The 19,499-nt window shown below is 70.9% G+C and carries 14 protein-coding genes; 6 read left to right on the forward strand and 8 right to left on the reverse strand.

Annotated elements, in window-relative coordinates:
• Window positions 1-91: 91 nt before the first annotated feature.
• Complete coding sequence (locus ACWCPY_RS13155) at window positions 92-1,033, reverse strand: hypothetical protein (protein ID WP_451264376.1); 942 nt, start codon at window positions 1,031-1,033, stop codon at window positions 92-94.
• A 138-nt stretch (window positions 1,034-1,171) separates the two neighbouring features.
• The gene (locus ACWCPY_RS13160) at window positions 1,172-1,969 is read right to left on the reverse strand and encodes a tyrosine-protein phosphatase (RefSeq protein ID WP_451264377.1); all 798 of its coding nucleotides are present in this window, start codon (window positions 1,967-1,969) and stop codon (window positions 1,172-1,174) included.
• 438 nt (window positions 1,970-2,407) lie between these two features.
• On the opposite strand from ACWCPY_RS13160, the gene mutA reads away from it, so the two are divergent.
• Genes mutA through meaB form a run of 3 tightly spaced genes read left to right on the forward strand, consistent with a single transcriptional unit; the run spans window position 2,408 to window position 7,473 of the window.
• Window positions 2,408-4,270 (forward strand): methylmalonyl-CoA mutase small subunit, encoded by a 1,863-nt coding sequence (gene mutA / locus ACWCPY_RS13165; RefSeq protein WP_451264378.1) that lies wholly within the window; start codon window positions 2,408-2,410, stop codon window positions 4,268-4,270.
• Complete coding sequence (gene scpA, locus ACWCPY_RS13170; RefSeq protein ID WP_451264379.1) at window positions 4,270-6,471, forward strand: methylmalonyl-CoA mutase; 2,202 nt, start codon at window positions 4,270-4,272, stop codon at window positions 6,469-6,471. The genes mutA and scpA overlap by 1 nt, the downstream gene beginning before the upstream one ends.
• Before the next feature lie 12 nt (window positions 6,472-6,483).
• On the forward strand, window positions 6,484-7,473 hold the full coding sequence (meaB, locus tag ACWCPY_RS13175; protein WP_451264380.1) for a methylmalonyl Co-A mutase-associated GTPase MeaB: 990 nt from the start codon (window positions 6,484-6,486) through the stop codon (window positions 7,471-7,473).
• Window positions 7,474-7,527: 54 nt separating this feature from the next.
• On the opposite strand, the gene ACWCPY_RS13180 is transcribed toward meaB, so the two are convergent.
• The gene (locus ACWCPY_RS13180; RefSeq protein WP_451264381.1) at window positions 7,528-8,409 is read right to left on the reverse strand and encodes an N-acetyltransferase family protein; all 882 of its coding nucleotides are present in this window, start codon (window positions 8,407-8,409) and stop codon (window positions 7,528-7,530) included.
• 385 nt (window positions 8,410-8,794) lie between these two features.
• On the opposite strand from ACWCPY_RS13180, the gene rho reads away from it, so the two are divergent.
• Complete coding sequence (gene rho, locus ACWCPY_RS13185) at window positions 8,795-9,937, forward strand: transcription termination factor Rho (protein ID WP_451264382.1); 1,143 nt, start codon at window positions 8,795-8,797, stop codon at window positions 9,935-9,937.
• Between the two features lie 87 nt (window positions 9,938-10,024).
• Window positions 10,025-11,023, forward strand: coding sequence for an aldo/keto reductase family protein (locus ACWCPY_RS13190; protein WP_451264383.1), 999 nt, complete (start codon window positions 10,025-10,027; stop codon window positions 11,021-11,023).
• A gap of 62 nt (window positions 11,024-11,085) precedes the next feature.
• On the opposite strand, the gene ACWCPY_RS13195 is transcribed toward ACWCPY_RS13190, so the two are convergent.
• The 5 genes from ACWCPY_RS13195 to ACWCPY_RS13215 all read right to left on the reverse strand — a co-directional run bounded on the left by ACWCPY_RS13195 (window position 11,086) and on the right by ACWCPY_RS13215 (window position 18,177).
• Window positions 11,086-12,447: an NAD(P)/FAD-dependent oxidoreductase gene (locus tag ACWCPY_RS13195; RefSeq protein ID WP_451264384.1), complete on the reverse strand. Its 1,362-nt coding sequence runs from the start codon at window positions 12,445-12,447 to the stop codon at window positions 11,086-11,088.
• A gap of 128 nt (window positions 12,448-12,575) precedes the next feature.
• Window positions 12,576-12,917, reverse strand: coding sequence for a hypothetical protein (locus tag ACWCPY_RS13200; RefSeq protein WP_451264385.1), 342 nt, complete (start codon window positions 12,915-12,917; stop codon window positions 12,576-12,578).
• Window positions 12,918-12,946: 29 nt separating this feature from the next.
• Window positions 12,947-14,677 (reverse strand): aa3-type cytochrome oxidase subunit I, encoded by a 1,731-nt coding sequence (ctaD, locus tag ACWCPY_RS13205; RefSeq protein ID WP_451264386.1) that lies wholly within the window; start codon window positions 14,675-14,677, stop codon window positions 12,947-12,949.
• A 330-nt stretch (window positions 14,678-15,007) separates the two neighbouring features.
• A complete protein-coding gene (locus ACWCPY_RS13210; RefSeq protein WP_451264387.1) occupies window positions 15,008-15,745 on the reverse strand; it encodes an SDR family oxidoreductase in 738 nt (245 codons plus the stop codon).
• Window positions 15,746-15,954: 209 nt separating this feature from the next.
• Window positions 15,955-18,177 (reverse strand): NADP-dependent isocitrate dehydrogenase, encoded by a 2,223-nt coding sequence (locus ACWCPY_RS13215; RefSeq protein WP_451264388.1) that lies wholly within the window; start codon window positions 18,175-18,177, stop codon window positions 15,955-15,957.
• 234 nt (window positions 18,178-18,411) lie between these two features.
• On the opposite strand from ACWCPY_RS13215, the gene ACWCPY_RS13220 reads away from it, so the two are divergent.
• Window positions 18,412-19,341 carry an LLM class F420-dependent oxidoreductase gene (locus ACWCPY_RS13220; RefSeq protein ID WP_451264389.1) on the forward strand — a complete coding sequence of 310 codons (930 nt, stop codon included), beginning with the start codon at window positions 18,412-18,414 and terminating at the stop codon, window positions 19,339-19,341.
• Window positions 19,342-19,499 lie beyond the last annotated feature (158 nt).

The raw sequence follows: 19,499 nt of genomic DNA on the forward strand, positions 1-19,499 counted from the left end.
CCAGGGGCCGAGGAGGAATCCGGCACGCCCTCGCCCACCTCTGTGCAACGCGCCCTGCCACAGGGCCGTTCCGGTGCGCCAACCGCGCGCGTCAGTGGGCGTGCGCGGCGGGCTCCCCGGTCCCGCTCCCCCCGTGCGCACCGCCACCGTTCTCCATTTCCCCCACGCGGACGGTGAACGCCGCCGTGCGCACCTTGCCCTCGTGCTTGAAGTCGAGGAAGAGCCGGTACGTGCCCGCGCTGGGCGCCGTCGCGGTGAACGACACCACCGGACCCGGGCCTCCCTCGTTGGGGTGGACGTGCAGATAGGCCAGGTCGCCCGAGCGCAGGGCGACCAGGTGCCCGTACGCGCCGAGGTAGGGCTCCAGATCGGTGACGGGACGGCCGTCCTTGCTGATGGACGGCTTGAGTTCACCGGCCCGGCCGGCACGGAGTTCGCCTCCGAGCGTGACGCGGTAGCCGTCGACCTCGGCGGTGGCGCCCGGGACGGGGAGAGCGGCGGGACGATAGGCGCCGGAGACGGCCAGATCCGCTCCCAGAGTGAGGTTCTCGGCACCCGCCGCGGCCGGGGTGAAGTCGGCGAACACCTGGTAGCCGCCGGCTTCGGGGAGGTCGACCGGCGTCGACCAGGTGCCGTCGGCACCACGGACGGGGTGCAGATGCCGGTACTGGGTGAGGTCGGTGGAGGCGAGGATGAAGTGCAACTCCTTGCCGTGCTCACGCCGGTACGCGGTGACCTTGCGCCCGTTGTCGTCCTTGACGGCGAACCGGATCTCGGAGCGGGCCCCGGCCCGGACCGTCGGCGTCTCCAGGGCCAGCGTGTAGCCGCCTTCGGACACCTGCAGTCCACCGGGCGCGTGGTCCGCCGCCGCCTTCGTTCCGCCGCCCCCTCCCCCGCCGTGACCACCGTGCCGCCCCGCGGGACGGTCCTCCGCGGCCACCAGCGGGTCGACACCCTTGCCCACTCCGTACGCGGTCCCGAAGGTCGCGGCCAGCGCCGCGGCGAAGGCGGTGATCCTCAGTGCGTTGTTCATGACGGTTTCCTCCATCGGGTCGACCGGGAGGCAGCGCTTCCCGATGCCTCACAACATACCCCCTGGGGGTATCAAGTCAACCCTGGGGCACCTCTCGCCCCGAGGATCCGCGGGAGGAGGAAACGACCTGATCGCCGCTCAGGCGGGCACCACCAGTCCGTCGCGCAGCCGTTCCACCGCCGCCGGGGGAATGCGCAGACCGTCGCGCACATAGCCGTCGAGCCCTCCCCACCTCTCCTCCACCGCGTCCAGCGCCGTGTCGAGGTAGCGCGGACGGACCTCGGTGATCGCGGATGCGATCTCCGGCTCGCCGCCCGCGTCGAGGAAGTCCTGCACATAGGGCGCGAAAGCGGCCCGCAGCACCGGGTTCACCGCGAGGAACTCGGCGCGCACAACATCACGTGACGCACCGATCATCATCAGGAGAAGGGCGGTGCCCCAGCCGGTACGGTCCTTGCCCGCCGTGCAGTGGAAGAGCACCGGGCGGGCACGCTCGTCGGCGACCGTCTCGACGAAGGCCCGGTAGGCGGCGGACGCACCCGGCGAGAGCACCATCTGCCGATAGGTGTCCGCGAACAGCCCCTCCGCCTTCCCGCCCCCCAGCGTCCGCTCCGCCTCGACGGGGTCGGTGAGCAGCGCACGCAGCCGGGCCGGCGCCACACCCGGGTTGTCCCCGAGCACATCGGCGACGAACAGCCGGGCCCCGGGAGGCAGCCGGTCGGGTGCCGCGGCGCGCTCGTCCGCGGTCCGCAGATCGACGACGGTGCGGATGCCGAGCGCGGCCACCTGCGAGTCCTGCGCCGCGTCCAGTCCGCTGAGCTGACCGGACCGCAGCACGGCACCCGCCCGGACCCGGTGATCCGGGCCCAGGGCGATGCCGCCCAGGTCGCGCAGGTTGAGGACGGTGGATGCCGGGACGGCCCTGGCTGTCTGCACGATGAACTTCCCCTTTTTCCCGACGGGTATCCGAATTCATTCGACCTGGCCGGATCAAACGTCGCATGCGGTCGGGAAATCGACAAAGTAAAACGCCGGACGGAATCGATCGGAGGCTCCGGCAAAGACAATGTAAATGTGAAATCGCAACCGCCTCCATCCTGGTCAGGGGGACACCACACCAATAGCGGTTTCCTTTGCGGGAAACCGACCGAAGGGCGACGCCGTTCGGCACGCGGACCGGCAAGAAGGCCCTCGAATTCCGGGACCGGGGATTCCCGCAGGGCCGCGGCACGGGCCGGCCGGCACAATCCTCACCCGCACGCGGTGGCCGGCCGTCTACGCGACGGTGGGTGAAGGATCAAGTGCGCTCCGGAGAGGGCAAGGTCACAAGCGGAAGCCATGCTGCCCTCAAGCACCCTGACCTAGCATCTGGGCATGACGGTCCTGCCTGCCGACGGGCTTTCGTTGGCCGCCGAATTCCCCGCCCCCGCCCATGAGCACTGGCAGCGCCTCGTCGAAGGCGTGCTGCGCAAGTCGGGCAAGGACGCCGAGGGTTCGGCCGCCGAGGAAGCACTGTCCACCACGGTGGAGGACGGGCTCATCACCCGCCCCCTCTACACCTCGCGCGACAGCGCGCCCGATGCCGGATATCCGGGCTTCGCCCCCTTCACCCGCGGCAGCAAGCCCGAGGGCAACGCGGCGGGCGGCTGGGACGTACGGCAACGGCACGGCCTCGCGGACCCCGCGCGTCTCAACGAGGCGGTGCTCTCGGATCTGGAGAACGGCGTCACCTCGCTGTGGCTGGCCGTGGGCGGTGCCACGGGCGTTCCGGTGTCCGCGCTGGCGGGGGCCCTGGACGGCGTCTACCTCGATCTGGCCCCCGTGGTGCTCGATGCCGGCGGTGAGACCGACGCCGCGGCCACGGAGCTGCTGCGGATCTGCGCGGAGCGGGGCATCGACCTGGCGAGCGTGCGCGGCAGCCTCGGCGCGGACCCGTTCGGGGCGGCCGCCCGGACCGGCGCCGAGCCCGATCTGTCGGCCGCGGTCCACTGGGCACAGCGGTGCGCGCGGGAGTTTCCCGGGCTGCGGGCGCTGGCCGTCGACGCGCTGCCGTACCACGAGGCCGGCGGTTCGGCGGCCGAGGAACTGGGCGCTTCGCTGGCGACCGGTGTCGCCCTGCTGCGGGAGCTGACGGAGGCCGGCCTGTCGGTCGAAGACGCCTGTGGGCAGCTGGAGTTCCGGTACGCGGCGACCGCCGATCAGTTCCTCACCATCGCCAAGCTGCGGGCCGCCCGCCGGCTGTGGTCCCGGGTGGCCGAGGTGTGCGGGGCCGCCGGGGCCGGTGCCCAGCGCCAGCACGCGGTGACGTCGTCGGTGATGATGACGCGGCGCGACCCCTGGGTGAACATGCTGCGCACGACGCTGGCTTGCCTGGGGGCGGGTGTCGGCGGCGCCGACTCCGTCACCGTGCTGCCGTTCGATCACGCACTGGGCCTGCCGGACGCGTTCGCCCGGCGCATCGCCCGCAACACGTCGACGATCCTGCTGGAGGAGTCGCACCTGGCCCGGGTCATCGACCCGGCGGGCGGCTCCTGGTACGTGGAGCGGCTCACCGCCGAACTCGCCGACGCCGCCTGGTCGTTCTTCCAGGAGATCGAAGGCTCCGGCGGCCAGGCCGCCGCCCTTCGCTCCGGGATGATCGGCGAGCGTCTCGCGGCCACCTGGGCGGCGCGCAGCAAGGATCTGGCGCGTCGCAAGGAGCCGATCACCGGGGTCAGCGAGTTCCCGCAGCTGTCGGAGCGGCCGGTGGAACGGGAACCGGCCCCGGCCGGACCGGCCGCGGCCTCGGGCGGTCTGCCCAGGGTCCGCCGCGACGAGGCGTTCGAGGCGCTGCGCGCCCGGTCGGACGCGCACCTCGCGGCGACCGGGGAGCGGCCGAGGGTCTTCCTCGCCGCGCTCGGTCCCGCCGCGGCGCACACCGCGCGGGCGTCGTTCGCCGCCAACCTCTTCCAGGCGGGCGGCATCGAGCCGGTCCACGAACCGGTCGCGGTCGACGCGGCTTCGGCCGCCGACGCGTTCAGGGCCAGCGGGGCGACCGTGGCGTGCCTGTGTTCCAGCGACGCGCTCTACGCCGAGCAGGCCGCGGCGGTCGCCGGGGCGCTGGGTTCGGCGGGTGCGCTGCGGGTGTTCCTCGCGGGCCGGCCCGGCGGATACGCCGGCGTCGACGAGTACGTCTTCGCGGGCTCCGATGTGGTGGCCGTGCTCTCCTCCCTTCTCGACCGTATGGATGTGGCGTAATGCGTATCCCTGACTTCTCCGGCATCGAGCTCGGTCCGGGCGCCGCCGCCGAGGTGTCCGAGGAGCGGTGGCGCACCTCGGTGAAGGAGTCCTCCGGCAGTTCCGACGGCGACCTGCTGTGGGAGACCCCGGAAGGCATCGCGGTCAAGCCGCTGTACACCGGGCACGACCTCGAAGGGCTCGACTTCCTGGGCACGTATCCGGGCATCGCCCCGTATCTGCGGGGCCCGTACCCGACGATGTACGTCAACCAGCCCTGGACGATCCGTCAGTACGCCGGGTTCTCCACCGCCGAGGAGTCCAACGCCTTCTACCGCCGCAACCTCGCGGCCGGGCAGAAGGGTCTCTCCGTCGCCTTCGACCTGCCGACCCACCGCGGCTACGACAGCGACCATCCGAGAGTGACCGGCGATGTCGGCATGGCAGGCGTGGCGATCGACTCGATCTACGACATGCGGCAGCTCTTCGACGGCATCCCGCTGGACCGGATGTCGGTGTCGATGACGATGAACGGCGCGGTGCTCCCCGTACTGGCGCTGTACATCGTGGCGGCGGAGGAACAGGGCGTCGGGCCCGAGAAACTGGCCGGGACCATTCAGAACGACATTCTGAAGGAGTTCATGGTCCGCAACACCTATATCTATCCTCCGAAGCCCTCGATGCGGATCATCTCCGACATCTTCGCGTACACCTCGCAGAAAATGCCGCGCTACAACTCGATCTCCATTTCCGGCTATCACATCCAGGAGGCGGGTGCGACGGCCGACCTGGAGCTGGCGTACACCCTCGCGGACGGTGTGGAGTATCTGCGGGCCGGGCGCAACGCCGGTCTCGACGTGGACGCGTTCGCACCGCGGCTGTCGTTCTTCTGGGCGATCGGCATGAACTTCTTCATGGAGATCGCGAAGCTGCGGGCGGCCCGGCTGCTCTGGGCCAAGCTGGTCGGGGAGTTCGAGCCGAAGAACGCCAAGTCGCTCTCGCTGCGCACCCATTCGCAGACCTCGGGGTGGTCTCTGACCGCACAGGACGTGTTCAACAACGTCACCCGGACCTGTGTGGAGGCGATGGCGGCCACCCAGGGACACACCCAGTCGCTGCACACCAACGCGCTCGACGAGGCGCTCGCCCTGCCGACGGACTTCTCCGCCCGGATCGCCCGCAACACCCAGCTGCTGCTCCAGCAGGAGTCGGGCACCGGCCGGGTGATCGACCCGTGGGGCGGCAGCGCGTACGTGGAGAAGCTGACGTACGACCTGGCGCGCCGGGCCTGGCAGCACATCCAGGAGGTCGAGGCCGCGGGCGGCATGGCGCAGGCCATCGACGCGGGCATTCCGAAGCTCCGGGTGGAGGAGGCCGCGGCCCGCACCCAGGCGCGGATCGACTCGGGGCGTCAGCCGGTGATCGGGGTGAACAAGTACCGGGTGGAGAGCGATGAGCAGATCGACGTGCTCAAGGTCGACAACTCGTCGGTGCGCGCCCAGCAGATCGAGAAGCTGCGCCGACTGCGCGAGGAGCGCGACGAGCCGGCCTGCCGGGCGGCACTGAACGCGCTCACGGCGGCGGCCGAGCGGGAGCCCGGCCCCGGTCTCGAAGGCAATCTGCTGGCTCTCGCCGTCGACGCGGCCCGCGCGATGGCGACCGTGGGCGAGATCTCGGACGCCCTGGAGAAGGTGTACGGGAGGCATGCGGGCCAGATCCGTACGATCTCCGGTGTGTATCGCAACGAGGCAGGTGAATCCCCTTCCGTGGACCGGACCCGGGCACTGGTGGACAGGTTCGGGGAGGCCGAGGGGCGCCGTCCGCGCATCCTGGTCGCCAAAATGGGGCAGGACGGCCACGACCGCGGCCAGAAGGTGATCTCGACGGCCTTCGCCGACCTGGGCTTCGACGTCGACGTCGGCCCGCTGTTCCAGACGCCGGCCGAGGTGGCGCGGCAGGCGGTGGAGGCGGACGTGCACATCGTGGGCGTCTCCTCGCTGGCCGCCGGGCACCTCACGCTGGTGCCGGCGCTCCGTGAGGAGCTGGCGGCCGAGGGGCGTGAGGACATCATGATCGTGGTGGGCGGGGTGATTCCGCCGCAGGACGTCGAGTCGCTGCACGAGGCGGGCGCGACGGCCGTGTTCCCGCCCGGCACGGTCATTCCGGATGCCGCGTACGACCTGGTGACGCGGCTCGGTGCCGCGCTCGGCCACGAGCTGTGAGCCGCTGACCCGATGGCTCCGAAGATCGACATCGACAGCTATGTGAAGGGGGTGCTCGACGGGAAGCGGGCGCACATCGCGCGCGCCATCACTCTCGTCGAGTCCACCCGCCCCGATCACCGGGCGCTGGCCCAGCGGTTGCTGCGCGAGCTGCTGCCGCACTCCGGCGCCGCCCGGCGGATCGGCATCAGCGGCGTGCCGGGGGTCGGGAAGTCCACCTTCATCGACGCGCTGGGCACCCTGCTCACCGGACTCGGGCACCGGGTCGCGGTGCTGGCCGTCGACCCGTCCTCCAGCCGTACGGGCGGCTCCATCCTGGGCGACAAGACCCGGATGGAGCGGCTCGCGGTGGACCCGGCGGCGTTCGTGCGCCCGTCCCCGACCGCCGGGACCCTCGGCGGGGTGGCCAAGGCGACCCGGGAGTCCATCGTGGTGATGGAGGCCGCGGGGTACGACGTGGTCCTGGTGGAGACGGTCGGCGTCGGGCAGTCGGAGACGGCGGTGGCCAACATGGTCGACACGTTTCTGCTGTTGACGCTGGCCCGGACCGGCGATCAGCTCCAGGGGATCAAGAAGGGTGTACTGGAGCTGGCGGACGTGATCGCGGTCAACAAGGCGGACGGCCCGCACGAGCGCGACGCCCGCGCGGCCGCGCGTGAACTGGCGGGTGCGCTGCGGCTGATGCACCCGGTGGACGCGGCGTGGACACCTCCGGTGCTCACGTGCAGCGCCCGTGAGTCGGCCGGTCTCGACACGCTGTGGGAGCGGCTGGAGCAGCATCGCGCGCTGCTGGAATCGACGGGCCGGCTCGCCGCGATCCGCCGTGACCAGCAGGTCGACTGGACCTGGACGATGGTGCGGGACGAGCTGCTGGAGAGTCTGCGCGGCCATCCGGAGGTGCGTGCGCTCACTCCGGAGCTGGAACAGCGCGTACGGGACGGCGAGTTGACGGCCACCCTGGCGGCCGAGCGGATCCTGGCCGCGTTCCGGGGCACGGCCTGATCCGTAGGAAGGCCGGTGGCCGGGGCCTCGCCCCGGCCACCGGACGGGCCGCTCCTACAGGTCGAGCTGGTACTCGACCGACCTGTGTGTCGGTTCGTAGCCGAGCTCGTCGTTGATGCGCCGCATGTACGTATTGCTGTCGGCGGTGTCCGTCAGCAGCCCCTCCAGGCCCGGGTGGCTCTCGCGGGCCTGGAGGATGGACCGCGTCTTCATCCAGCGGCCGAGGCCGTGCCCGCGGTGCTCGGGGAGGACTCCGGTGCCGTAGTGCTGGGCGTCGCCCCTGCCCTCGCCCGGGACGACCAGTTCCGTGAAGCCCACGATCGTGGCGTCGGACTCGTCGACCGCCGCGACCGTGTGGAGCAGGTCGCCGCGTGCCGCGACGACCGCCGCCACGGACCGGACCCGGTCCACGTCCCAGACGACCGTGCCGAAGTCGGTGTCGTCCATGGGCATGTCGTCCATGGCCCGGCGGGACGCGGCGAACGTCGGCGCGAGCTCGTCCGGGACGGTGCCGTCCCAGGAGATGAGCCGGTAGCCCGGATGCGGCTGCCCGACGGCCCTGCGCAGTGCCCCGGTGTCGGCCTTCGCCAGCGGGAGCCTTGCGTAGGTCAGGGTCAGCACCTTGCGCAGCCCCTTGGCCCGCAGGAAGCCGTCCCCCGGGGAATCCGCCTCGACCTGCGCGATGACGCTGCGCCTCCCCTCCTCGCGGGCGGCGGCGACCGCCGCGTCGAACAGCCGCGAGCCGACCCCCTTGCGGCGCTCCGCCGGATGCACACGCACCTCCAGTTCGGCGAGGTGGTCCTGGCCCTCACGGGTGAAGACGCGCAGGAACGCCGAGCCGAGCGGGCTGCCCTCCGAATCGGAGGCGAGCCAGGCCAGCCGGTGGCTCCCGTCGGCCCGGGCGGGGTCGGCCAGTGCGGTGATGCGTAGGGACAAGGTGACTCCTCCGCGCCCGGGGCGCCGGTCGGGAACGGGGTGAACGGGCGGGTGGCCCGGAGAACCACATCACTCCGTGAATGCCGTGGCAACCGGTTATCGGGGCTTCGACCCCGCCCCGCCCCGAGTGCCGTGGTACCGTGCAATCAGCACATGTGTCCGCCTCGATTCGAGGCGCCGGTGCGGATTCACCTCCGGATTCACCTCTCCGAAGCCGCCACGCCCGTCTCCTTCCGACCGGCGATCCGGCTTTCCGTGTCACCTCACCCAGTTCGGGCCCGGCTTTCTCCGTCCGAGCTTTCCCGCCCGTCGTGCGGGGCGTGATCTCTGCCGCCCGCGCCGTCCGGCCCCTTCATTCGCCCTGTCCGCGAAAGGACCGCTCTCCATGACCAGCACTCTTGAACTCCCGCTTCTGCAAAAGGAGTTGACCACTGAGGAGGCCCAAGGCGTCCTCGACCTCACCCACCAGGGGAACGGCGCGCTGCGCGTCCGGGGCGACCGCCCCTCCCCCGGCGACGTGGTGGTCCCGGCCGCACTGATCCGCCGCCACGGCCTGCGCCGGGGCGATGCCGTCGAGGGGCTCTGCGACCGGCCACGCACCCTGTCCACCGTGGAGTGGGTCAACGGCCTTTCCCCGCAGACCCTTCGCGGCCGTCCGCACTTCCGCGACCTCACCCCGCTCCATCCCGGGCAACGGCTGCGGCTGGAGACATCGTCCGGTGGCCCCGCGATGCGTCTCGTCGACCTGGTCGCACCGATCGGCAAGGGACAGCGCGGGCTCGTCGTCGCCCCGCCCAGGACCGGCAAGACGGTGCTGCTCCAGCAGATCGCCGCCGCTGTCGCCGAGAACCACCCCGAGTGCCATCTGATGGTGGTGCTGATCGACGAACGCCCCGAAGAGGTCACCGACATGCGCCGCTCCGTGCGGGGCGAGGTACTCGCCTCGACGTTCGACCGGCCCGCGAAGGAGCACATCGCACTCGCCGGTCTCGCGGTCGAACGTGCCAAGCGGCTGGTCGAGCAGGGCCAGGACGTCGTCATCCTGCTCGACTCCCTCACCCGGCTGTGCCGCGCCCACAACAACGCCTCCGCCGCGGGCGGACGCACCCTCAGCGGCGGCGTCGACGCGGCCGCCCTGCTCGGCCCCAAGCAGTTCTTCGGCGCCGCACGGCGCGCCGAGGAGGGCGGCTCCCTCACCATCCTGGCCACCGCGCTGGTGGAGACCGGCTCCCGCGCCGACGACTACTTCTTCGAGGAGCTGAAGAGCACCGGCAACATGGAGCTCCGGCTCGACCGCCGGCTCGCCGAGAAGCGCATCCACCCGGCCGTGAACATCCCGGCGTCCGGCACCCGGCGCGAGGAACTCCTCGTGCCGGAGAGCGAGTTGCGAACCGTACGGGGACTGCGGCGCGCACTGCACGCCAGGGAACCGCAGAACGCGCTGGAGACACTGCTCGACCGGATCCGCCGCACCCCGGACAACGCGGCCTTCCTCCGCGCGGTCCACCGCACCGTTCCCGGGGTCTGAGCCCGCCCGGGCGGCGCCGGCCCGGCGCGATAGCGTGGCCGGGACCTTGCATGATCCGCGCCTCACGAACACAGGGAGAGCAGCCACATGGAGTTCCGCCGACTCGGCCGCAGCGGCCTGACCATCAGTGAGATCGCTTACGGAAACTGGCTCACCCACGGCTCCCAGGTGGAGGAGGACGCGGCGGTCGCCTGCATCCGTGCCGCCCTGGACGCCGGGATCACCACCTTCGACACCGCTGACGTCTACGCCGAGACCCGGGCCGAAGCCGTCCTGGGCCGGGCGCTCAGGAACGAACGCCGCGAGAGTCTGGAGGTGTTCACCAAGGTGTACTTCCCGACCGGTCCCGGACACAACGACCGGGGGCTCGGCCGCAAGCACATCATGGAGTCCATCGACAATTCGCTGCGCCGCCTGCAGACGGACTACGTGGACCTGTACCAGGCCCACCGCTACGACCACTCCACACCGCTGGAAGAGACCATGGAGGCCTTCGCCGACGTCGTCCGCTCCGGCAAGGCCCTGTACATCGGTGTTTCGGAGTGGACGGCCGGCCAGCTCCGCGCCGCGCACGGACTCGCCCGCGAGCTGCGGGTGCCGCTGATCTCCAACCAGCCGCAGTACTCGGCGCTGTGGCGGGTCATCGAGAGCGAGGTGGTGCCCGCGTCCGAGGAGCTGGGCATCGGCCAGATCGTCTGGTCCCCGATCGCCCAGGGCGCGCTCACTGGCAAGTACAGGCCCGGTGCGCCGCTGCCGGCCGGTTCGCGGGCGACGGACGACAAGGGCGGCGCGAACATGATCGCCGACTGGCTGCGCGACGACGTGCTGGAGCGCGTCCAGCGGTTGCGGCCGCTCGCCGACGGCGCCGGGCTCAGCCTGGCCCAGCTCGCGGTCGCGTGGGTGCTGCAGAACTCCAACGTCTCCGCCGCGATCATCGGCGCCTCCCGGCCCGAGCAGGTGACGGAGAACGCCGCGGCGGCCGGTGTGACGCTCGACGCGGAGCTGCTGAAGGGGATCGACGACATCCTGGACCCGGTGGCCGAGCGGAATCCCGGACTGACGGCCGGGTACGCGGGCCACAGCTGACCGACCGGCGGTTCTGCGCCCCGGCCCCACGATGAGCGGGGCCGGGGCGCAGCGGTGCGCGGTCAGGTGCCGGTGTGCAGCGAGGCGGTGTGCTCGCGGACCTGCGCCGGTGTGAGGTAGGCGTCCGTGTACTCGAAGTCGCGCAGCTTGGCCGGCTGCCGGGACAGGAATCCGGTGCGCACGAAGTCGTCGCCCGCGACCGCGTTGAGCACCCAGTTGGTCATCACCCGCGCCTTGGCGACATTGGTGCGCAGCGCCGACCAGTGGTATCCGCGGGCGACGGCCTGGGCGGGGACTCCGTGCAGCTCGACGCCGAGCGGCTTGGAGACCGCGTCCTTGCCACCGAGGTCCACGACGAGGCCGAGGTCCTTGTGGACGTACGGCCTCAGCGGCTGGTGGCGCAGGGTCGCGATGAGGTTGCCGGCGAGCCTGCGGCCCTGGCGCATGGCGTGCTGTGCGGTGGGTGGGCAGACCGCTCCGTCGCCCTTGCTCAGATCCGGTACGGCCGCGCAGTCGCCGAGGGCGAAGACCCCGTCGAAGCCTGGCAGGCGCATCTCCGGGGTGACGGCCAGCCGGCCGCGTACCGTCTCCGCGTCGAACGTGGTGACCAGCGGGCTCGCGGTGACGCCCGCCGTCCAGATCAGGGTCCGGCAGGGCAGCACCCGGCCGTCGGTGAAGGTCACCTTCTCCGGGGCGGCCTCGGCGATCGAGACGCCGAGCGACACCTCGATGCCGCGGGCGCGCAGCACCTCCAGAGCGCTCTGTCCCAGCTTGTCGCCCAGCTCGGGCATCAGCTTCGGGGCGATGTCGATGAGGTGCCACTTGATGAGCTCGGGATCGAGCCTCGGGTAGTGCCTGACCGCGTTGGTGGTCAGGCGCTGCAGACAGGCGGCCGTCTCGGTGCCGGCGTAACCGCCGCCGACCACCACGAACTGCAGGCGCGAGGCGCGTTCGCTCTCGTCGTGACTGGCGTCCGCGAGGTCGAGCTGGGCGATCACGTGGTCGCGTACGTAGGCGGCCTCGGCCAGTGTCTTCATGCCCCGCGCGTTGTCCACCAGACCGGGGATGTCGAAGGTACGGGTGACGCTCCCGGCGCTGAGCACGATGTAGTCGTAGGGCTCGTCGACGATCTCGTCGGTGATCTTGCGGATGACGCAGATCTTCGCCTTGGGGTCCACGCCGATGGCACCGCCCGGGATGATCCGGGTGCGGTGCTTGCGACTGCGGCGCAGCGATACGGCGACCGACTGCGGGGTGAGCACGCCCGCCGCCACCTGCGGCAGCAGGGGGAGGTAGAGCTGGTACGAGAACGGGGCGACGAGCGCGATCTCCGCCTCGCCGGGGGCGAGCCCGCGCTCCAGACGGCGTACGCATTCCACTCCGGCGAATCCGGCTCCGACAACGAGGATCCTGGGTCGTGCCACAGTGTTCGTCCCTTCTCGGGCCTGTACGGTCATCCGTTCGCCTGCCGTCGCACGCGCCCGTCGTTCCATCTTCACGAGCCCCGGGCGAGTTCGCCCGTTGGGGACGGCGGACGGACGACGCCGCCCGGTCAGCGGGTCAGCAGGGTGAGGGCGGTACAGGTGCCGCCGACCGCACCGGCGAACACGACACCGGCAACCACGCAACGCGCCTTGAGCAGGCGGTAGCGTGCCTCATACTCGCCGCGCAGCGAGGTGGCGCGGGCGGAGATGCGGGCGAGCGTCGCCCGTGACGCGGCGAGGCGGTCGGCGGTGTAGACACGTTCCACGTCCTCGCGCTGTGCCGTGGTGAGCCAGGGCAGCTCGTCGGTGAAGCGGCCCGCCCGGCGGCGGGCCTCCTCGACCTCGGCGCTCCACAGCAGGTAGCCCTGCAGTTGTGCCAGACCGCGGGCGCTGTCCTTGTCGGGGTCCACTCGCTCCTCCTCTCACCGGGCCGCCGCGCTCAGGCCCGGTCGTCCCCCGGGGTCCCGGGCAGCTCCGTGTCCGTACGGTTGAGGGCTTCGTCGAGTGCGCGGACCGAGGGGTGGTGCAGGTCGAAGGCCGGGGATTCGGAACGGATCCGCGGCAGGGTGAGGAAGTTGTGCCGCGGCGGCGGGCAGGAGGTCGCCCACTCCAGCGAACGGCCGTAGCCCCACGGGTCGTCGACCCCGACGTTCCTGCCGTACTTGGCGGTCTTCCACACGTTGTAGAAGAACGGCAGCATCGACAGACCGAGCAGGAACGAGGAGATCGTCGAGATCGTGTTCAGCGCGGTGAAGCCGTCCGCGGCGAGGTAGTCCGCGTAACGACGCGGCATGCCCTCGGCCCCCAGCCAGTGCTGCACCAGGAACGTGCCGTGGAAGCCCACGAACAGCGTCCAGAAGGTGAACTTTCCGAGCCGCTCGTCCAGCATCTTGCCGGTGAACTTCGGCCACCAGAAGTGGAATCCGGAGAACATCGCGAAGACCACGGTGCCGAAGACGACGTAGTGGAAGTGCGCGACGACGAAGTACGAGTCCGAGACGTGGAAGTCCATCGGCGGCGACGCGAGGATCACACCGGTCAGGCCGCCGAAGAGGAAGGTCACCAGGAAGCCGATCGACCAGAGCATCGGTGTCTCGAAGGACAGCGATCCGTGCCACATGGTGCCGATCCAGTTGAAGAACTTCACCCCGGTCGGTACCGCGATGAGGAACGACATGAACGAGAAGAACGGCAGCAGCACCCCGCCCGTGACGAACATGTGGTGCGCCCACACGGTCGCGGAGAGGCCCGTGATGGCGATCGTCGCGCTGATCAGACCGATGTAGCCGAAGATCGGTTTCCGGCTGAAGACCGGGATGACCTCACTGACGATGCCGAAGAACGGCAGCGCGATGATGTACACCTCCGGATGGCCGAAGAACCAGAAGAGGTGCTGCCAGAGCAGGGCGCCGCCGTTGGCCGGGTCGAAGACGTGCGCGCCGAACTTGCGGTCCGCCTCCAGTACCAGGAGGGCCGCCGCGAGGACCGGGAAGGCCAGCAGGACCAGCACGGCGGTCAGCAGGACGTTCCAGACGAAGATCGGCATGCGGAACATCGTCATGCCGGGGGCGCGCATGCCGATGATCGTGGTGATGAAGTTGACCGATCCCAGGATGGTGCCGAAGCCGGAGAAGGCCAGACCCATGATCCACATGTCGCTGCCGATGCCCGGTGAGCGGACCGCGTCGGTCAGCGGGGAGTAGGCGAACCAGCCGAAGTCCGCCGCACCGTTCGGGGTGAGGAAGCCACCGACGACGATGACCGAGCCGAAGAGGTAGAGCCAGTACGCGAACATGTTCAGCCGCGGGAACGCGACATCGGGTGCGCCGATCTGCAGCGGCATGATCCAGTTGGTGAATCCGGCGAACAGCGGCGTCGCGAACATCAGCAGCATGATCGTGCCGTGGATCGTGAACGCCTGGTTGAACTGCTCGGGCGAGACGATCTGGATCCCCGGACGCGCCAGTTCGGCGCGCATGACCAGGGCCAGCACACCGCCGACGATGAAGAAGGCGAACGAGGTGACGAGGTAGAGCGTGCCGATCGTCTTGTGGTCGGTGGTGGTCAGCCACTTGATGACGACGTTTCCCGGTTCCTTGGCACGGACCGGAACCTCGTTCGCGTATGTCTCCTCTTCGTCGGCTGCCCCTGTTGTGCCCGTCGTCGTCACTGGGACGCTCCTTCGATCGTCGTTCGCGGGTGGACCGGGCACCCGGCAAGGGTGCCGTTCCCACCGGGACGGCCGGCAGACCGGTCCCGCGCGTCACGCCAGATTCCAGGTGCAGCAAATCAGCCGCGGGGCCGCTGTGGGCGGCCCGCCGCCCGCCGCCGCGTGACATTCACCCGTCAGGGCGTCCGTGGGCACAGACCGTGTTTCAGGCCCTCGGTCCGCCGCGGGGAAGGCCGCTTTCGGCCGAACTCCGTTGCGATGCGATGACGTTGACGGGCGATCCGGTGGATACCCGGGCCGGGGACCGGCGGCGGGCTCCCCCGGCGCCGCTCAGGCCAGCCCGCCGGTCGCGCGGACGTTCTGCCCCGTGATCCACCGGCCGTCGTGACCGGCGAGGAAAGCGACCACATCGGCCACGTCCGCGGGTTCCCCCAGCCGGCGCAGCGGGGTCAGGCCGGCGACTGCCTCCAGTGCCTGCGGCTGGTTGTTGCCGCGCAGCAGCTCGGTGTCGGTGGCGCCGGGCGAGACGGTGTTGACCGTGATCCCGCGGGCCCCGAGTTCATGGGCGGCGACGGCGGTGAGCTGCTCGACGGCACCCTTGCTCGCGGCGTAGGCGGAGATGCCGGGGCCCGGCCGGACCGTGTTGGCCGTGGAGATGTTGACGATGCGGCCGCCGTCGCGCATCCGTAGCGCCGCGTGGCGGATCGTCATGAAGACCGCTCTGGTGTTGACCGCCAGGACCTGGTCGAAGACCGCCGGATCGGTCTTTGTGAGCAGGGACGGGGCGGGGCAGAGCGCGGCGTTGTTCACCAGGATGTCCAGTCCGTCGAGCTCTTCCCCGGCGGCCGACATCAGGCGCTCCGCGCCGTCCGGGTCCGCGAGGTCCAGCCGGACGGCCCGGACCTTGCCGCCGTCGGCGCGCACCGTACGGACGACCTCGGACGCGGCCCTGTCGTCGGTGGCGTAGTTGAAGACCACGTGTGCCCCGTCGCGGCACAGCCGCTCGACGATCGCGCGGCCGATGCCCCGTGATCCACCGGTGACCACGGCGCTCCTGCCTGTCAGCACGGCCTCTCCCCTTCCAGGGCACGGTTGGTCCAGGCGTTCGAACCTACCGGTGGAGGGGTGCGTCGGGGCCCATTATGCAGAAAGACTTCGCGTCGGCGGCCCGGCTCCGGTGCCGCTCCCGGACACGGAACCGCCCCGGCCGGGCAGGATGCCGGCCGGGGCGGGAGGGGCGGGGGCGCCTGGTCGCGCTCCCTCTCCGCAGCGTCGCGTCAGCCGATGGCCGCGATGGCCTGGACGAACGTCTTCGACGGGCGCATGACGGCCGAGGCCTTGGCCGGGTCGGGCTGGTAGTAGCCACCGATGTCGGCCGGCGAGCCCTGCACCGCGATCAGCTCGTCGACGATGGTCTGCTCCTGCTCGCCCAGCGTCTTCGCGAGCGCGGCGAACGCCTGCGCGAGCTGTGCGTCGTCGGTCTGCTGAGCCAGCTCCTGGGCCCAGTACAGGGCCAGGTAGAAGTGGCTGCCGCGGTTGTCGATGCCGCCCAGCTTGCGGCTCGGCGACTTGTCCTCGTTGAGGAAGGTGCCGGTCGCGCGGTCGAGGGTGTCGGCGAGGATCTGGGCGCGCGCGTTGCCCGTGGTCGACGCCAGGTGCTCGAAGCTGGCCGCGAGCGCGAAGAACTCGCCCAGGCTGTCCCAGCGCAGGTAGTTCTCCTTGACCAGCTGCTGGACGTGCTTGGGCGCGGAGCCGCCGGCGCCCGTCTCGAACAGACCGCCGCCGTTCATGAGCGGGACGACGGAGAGCATCTTCGCGCTCGTGCCCAGCTCAAGGATCGGGAACAGGTCGGTCAGGTAGTCACGCAGCACGTTGCCGGTGACCGAGATGGTGTCCTCGCCCCGGCGGATGCGCTCCAGCGAGAACGCGGTCGCCTCGACCGGCGACATGATCTCGATCTGCAGACCGTCGGTGTCGTGGTCGGCGAGGTAGTTCTTGACCTTGGTGATCAGCTGCGCGTCGTGGGCGCGGTCCTCGTCGAGCCAGAACACGGCCGGGACGCCGGTGGCGCGGGCGCGGGTGACGGCGAGCTTGACCCAGTCCTGGATCGGCAGGTCCTTGGCCTGGCACATGCGGAAGATGTCGCCGGCGCCGACGGCCTGCTCCAGCACGACCTCGCCGTTGCCGTCGACGACCCGCACCGTACCGGTGGTGGGGATCTCGAAGGTCTTGTCGTGGCTGCCGTACTCCTCGGCCTTCTGGGCCATCAGACCGACGTTCGGCACCGAGCCCATGGTCGACGGGTCGAAGGCGCCGTTGGCGCGGCAGTCGTCGATGACGACCTGGTAGACGCCCGCGTAGCTGCTGTCCGGCAGCACCGCGAGGGTGTCGGCCTCCTGGCCGTCCGGGCCCCACATGTGGCCGGAGGTGCGGATCATGGCCGGCATGGAGGCGTCGACGATGACATCGCTCGGTACGTGCAGGTTGGTGATGCCCTTGTCCGAGTCGACCATGGCCAGCGCCGGGCCCTCGGCCAGCTCGGCCTCGAAGGAGGCCTTGATCTCGGCGCCCACGTGCGGCACCGAGTCCAGGCCCGTGAGGATGGCGCCGAGGCCGTCGTTCGGGGACAGACCGGCCGCGGCGAGCGCCTCGCCGTACTTGGCGAAGGTGTTCGGGAAGAAGGCGCGGACCACGTGGCCGAAGATGATCGGGTCGGAGACCTTCATCATGGTGGCCTTGAGGTGGACGGAGAACAGCACGCCCTCGGCCTTGGCGCGGGCGACCTGCGCGGTGAAGAACTCGCGCAGGGCGGCGACACGCATGACCGCCACGTCGACGACCTCGCCCGCGAGCACCGGCACCGACTCGCGCAGCACGGTGGTGCTGCCGTCGTCGCCCGCGAGCTCGATGCGCAGCGTACCGGCCTCGGCAATGGTGGTGGACTTCTCGGTGGAGCGGAAGTCGTCGACGCCCATGGTGGCGACGTTCGTCTTCGAGTCGGCGGACCACTTGCCCATGCGGTGCGGGTGCGCCTTGGCGTAGTTCTTGACCGAGGCGGGGGCACGGCGGTCGGAGTTGCCCTCACGCAGCACGGGGTTCACCGCGCTGCCCTTGACCTTGTCGTAACGCGCGCGGACGTCCTTGTCCTCGTCGGTCTGCGGGTCGTCCGGGTAGTCCGGAAGCGCGTAGCCCTGCGCCTGGAGCTCGGCGATGGCCGCCTTCAGCTGCGGGATCGAGGCCGAGATGTTCGGCAGCTTGATGATGTTGGCCTCGGGCCGCTTGGCCAGCTCGCCCAGCTCGGCGAGCGCGTCCTCGATGCGCTGGCCCTCCTCCAGACGCTCGGGGAAGCCCGCGATGATGCGTCCGGCCAGCGAGATGTCACGGCTCTCGACATTGACCCCGGCCGTCGAGGCGTACGCCTGGATGACGGGCAGGAACGAATACGTCGCCAGGGCCGGAGCCTCGTCGGTGTGTGTATAGATGATGGTCGAGTCAGTCACCCTGTGCTCCGCTCCACGTCTGCAACATTGCTTGACATCAAGATATCTCGTGACCGCCCCGGCCTCGACAGGGCCCTGCCCTCATCGGCGGCGGAGCGTGCCACCCCGGTCGCACGGCGCGCACCCGCCCGGGGCCGCCCTCATGTCCGCCGACGCTCCCGGCGGGAAGTCCGGCGGGCAACAGCCCGGTGGCATACGGTGGTTGCCCCAGTGCCTGCCAGAAGGAGTGCGCTCATGCCCGTTTCGCTGGGGCTCGGTCTTCCGCAGATGAAGCAGTACGACATCGGCCGCGATGTGGCCGCCGTGGCACGCGCGGCCGAGGAGACCGGCTACGAGAGCCTGTGGGTCTTCGAGCGGGTCCTCTTCCCCGAACCCGCCACACAGGGGCTGTACGGCGTTCCCGGGCTGCCCTGGCCCGATCAGTACCGCAGCGTCGCCGATCCGCTGATCACGCTCGCGCTGGCCGCCGGGGCGACGAACCGGGCCCGGCTCGGCACCAGCGTCCTGGTCGCGCCGCTGCACGTACCGTTCCAGCTGGCCCGTTCGCTGGCCTCGCTCGATGCCGCGAGCGGCGGCCGGGTGGTCGCGGGCCTCGGCACCGGCTGGTCCCTGGACGAGTACGCCGCCGCCTCGGTCGCCCCCTTCGAGAAGCGCGGCGCGGTCCTGGACGAGCTGCTGGACGTGTGCGCGGCGGTCTGGGGTCCGGACCCCGTCGCGTACGAGGGCGAGCTGACCACCATCGCCCCGTCCGAGGTCGGCCCGAAGCCGGTACGCCCCATCCCGGTCTATCTGCCGGCGAACAGTCCCCGGGCCACTCGCCGCCTGGTCGACCGGGCGGACGGCTGGATGCCGGTGGCCGCGGGCGCCGACCGGCTGGCCGAGCAGTGGAAGCGGGTCCGGGACCTGGCGGCGGAGCGCGGTCGGGAGCGTCCGGTCGGCGTCTGCGCCCGCGCCAACGCCAGGTACAGCGCGGAACCGGTCGGCGGTGCGGACCGCGCCCCCTTCCACGGCAACGCGGCTCAGATCGTCGAGGACCTGGTGGCGCATGCCGCGACGGGCGTTCCGGAGATCCTGCTGGACCTCCAGGGCACGACGCGCGACGCCCAGGAGCTGATCGACGTGGCGGCCGAGGTGTACGAGGCGGCGCGGGCGGCAGGCGTCTGACACCACGGCCGTCGGACGGGCCACCGGGATCGAGGAACGCCGGGGCCTGTCAGGCACCCGGCCGGACATCCGTCCAGCGACCTCCGACACAACGTGACACCCGGTCAGTAGAGTCGGCAGCGACTCGGCGAACCCAGCCCGGCCCTGTGTGAACCCTG

It is taken from the genome of Streptomyces sp. NPDC002403, from assembly GCF_053593015.1.

Excerpts from the sequence above, each read along its gene's own strand:
- ACWCPY_RS13155 (WP_451264376.1), bottom strand. The coding sequence starts at position 1,033 with ATGAACAACGCACTGAGGATCACCGCCTTCGCCGCGGCGCTGGCCGCG.
- mutA (WP_451264378.1), top strand. The coding sequence starts at position 2,408 with ATGACGGTCCTGCCTGCCGACGGGCTTTCGTTGGCCGCCGAATTCCCC.
- scpA (WP_451264379.1), top strand. The coding sequence starts at position 4,270 with ATGCGTATCCCTGACTTCTCCGGCATCGAGCTCGGTCCGGGCGCCGCC.
- meaB (WP_451264380.1), top strand. The coding sequence starts at position 6,484 with ATGGCTCCGAAGATCGACATCGACAGCTATGTGAAGGGGGTGCTCGAC.
- rho (WP_451264382.1), top strand. The coding sequence starts at position 8,795 with ATGACCAGCACTCTTGAACTCCCGCTTCTGCAAAAGGAGTTGACCACT.
- ACWCPY_RS13190 (WP_451264383.1), top strand. The coding sequence starts at position 10,025 with ATGGAGTTCCGCCGACTCGGCCGCAGCGGCCTGACCATCAGTGAGATC.
- ACWCPY_RS13220 (WP_451264389.1), top strand. The coding sequence starts at position 18,412 with ATGCCCGTTTCGCTGGGGCTCGGTCTTCCGCAGATGAAGCAGTACGAC.